The sequence below is a fragment of the Methylicorpusculum sp. genome, from assembly GCF_030651835.1.
Classification (GTDB): Bacteria; Pseudomonadota; Gammaproteobacteria; order Methylococcales; family Methylomonadaceae; genus Methylicorpusculum.
The window spans coordinates 1-1615 of the sequence record NZ_JAUSBX010000024.1 but is presented as its reverse complement, the minus strand read 5'-3'; the positions used below and the strand labels follow the sequence as shown (position 1 = coordinate 1615).

Here is a 1615-nt window from a genome sequence, read left to right as displayed (position 1 = left end):
ACGGTGGAATGGATTTGCATTCAACGAATGTGGTGACGCAACTGATTGACGAGCACGATCGAGTCGTGTATCGGAAGAAGCAGGGTTGTGATTTGGCTGATATTCTGCGAGGCTTGGAACCCTTTCAAGACAGCATCGAAGGCTTGGCGGTGGAATCAACTTACAATTGGTATTGGCTGGTCGACGGCCTGATGGAAGCGGGATACCGGGTTCATTTGGTCAATACGGCGGCGGTACAACAATATGAAGGGCTGAAATACACCGACGACGACACGGATGCGTTTTGGTTGGCGCATTTACTGCGGCTGGGCGTCTTGCCGACCGGCACGATCTACCCGAAGGAAAGCCGAGCCGTGCGGGATTTGTTACGCAAACGCAGCCAATTGGTCCGGCAGCGCAGTGCGCATATTATCAGCATCGAAAACCTCTATGCGCGTAATACTGGCACTCGGCTGAACAGTAATGCCGTCAAACGCCTGACTCAAGAGCAGGTGCAGCAGCACTTCGCCGATCCGAACGTGGCGTTAGCGGTCGAAAGTAACCGGGTGATTCTGGCGGCATTATCGGAACAAATCGAGCTGCTGGAACGCGCCATCTTGGCACAGGCCAAACTGGATCCGCGCTACCGCTTTTTGCTCAGTATCAGCGGTATCGGGCAAGTGCTGGCGCTGACGATCATGCTGGAAACCGGCGGTATCGAGCGCTTTCGGCAAGTCGGCAACTTCGCCTCGTATTGTCGCTGTGTCGGCAGTGAGAAACTCAGCAACGGCAAAAAGAAAGGCCGGGGCAATACCAAAAACGGCAATAAATACTTGGCCTGGGCCTTTATCGAGGCGGCCAACTTCGCGATACGCTACAACGATCGAGCGAAACGCTTTTATCAACGCAAGGCCGCCAAGTGCAACCGTGTCGTCGCACTCAAAGCGGTCGCGCATAAACTGGCGAGGGCGAGTTACTTCGTGATGCGGGACCACGTCCCCTTTAACGACACGAAATGTTTTGTATGACCGAATAAGCGAATAGGTTGAGCAGCTGAACTGAACACGGGGTTGGCTGATAACCACCAGACTTGATTGGCAAGTTGCTCAACCGACCCACTAATCGTTATCTCCGCAAGGGGAGCTGATACGCCCAAGCGTTGAGCCAATAGGGGTCTGGACCGTGCTAACGGAGAACCATAAAACCTGTTGTGCCGTGCACAATTGGACAAGGCTTGGCACCGATCATTGCTGATGTGCGCCATCCCTGGCGCACCCCCTTCGGGCAGGCTATCGCCTGTCCCCATCTGTTCCGGACAGATGGGTCTGGGGCTCAATTGAGCCAGGGGCGGCCCGCTTACCGATGTAAGCAGCATCGTCTTGATCCTGATGGGTGACTGACGCGCATCAGTTCGATGAGCGAATCACACGAGCGAGAAGACGGGCGCGTAGACAGCGAACTGAACTGGGTAACGACAATGAAAAACAAGCAAAACGGCATGAGAATTAACTGTCAGAGCAAACCATTAGAGGAATAACCGACAGACTTGTGGACGCGTCCTGCGGACCGGTCCGAGCAGAGCCGTGTGGATAAGTCATGGACAGCCTCCCTGCTGACCACAACTTATCCACACTCT

The 1615-nt window shown here is 54.5% G+C and carries 2 protein-coding genes; both read left to right on the top strand.

From position 1 onward, the window contains the following. On the top strand, nucleotides 1-1007 hold a 1007-nt coding region (locus Q7V32_RS03010), incomplete at its 5' end, for an IS110 family transposase (RefSeq protein ID WP_304895507.1). A gap of 386 nt (nucleotides 1008-1393) precedes the next feature. Next, nucleotides 1394-1516, top strand: coding sequence for a hypothetical protein (locus Q7V32_RS03005; RefSeq protein WP_304895506.1), 123 nt, complete (start codon nucleotides 1394-1396; stop codon nucleotides 1514-1516). Nucleotides 1517-1615 lie beyond the last annotated feature (99 nt).

Coding starts and splice junctions, on each gene's coding strand:
- Q7V32_RS03005 (WP_304895506.1), top strand. CDS start 1,394: ATGAGCGAATCACACGAGCGAGAAGACGGGCGCGTAGACAGCGAACTG.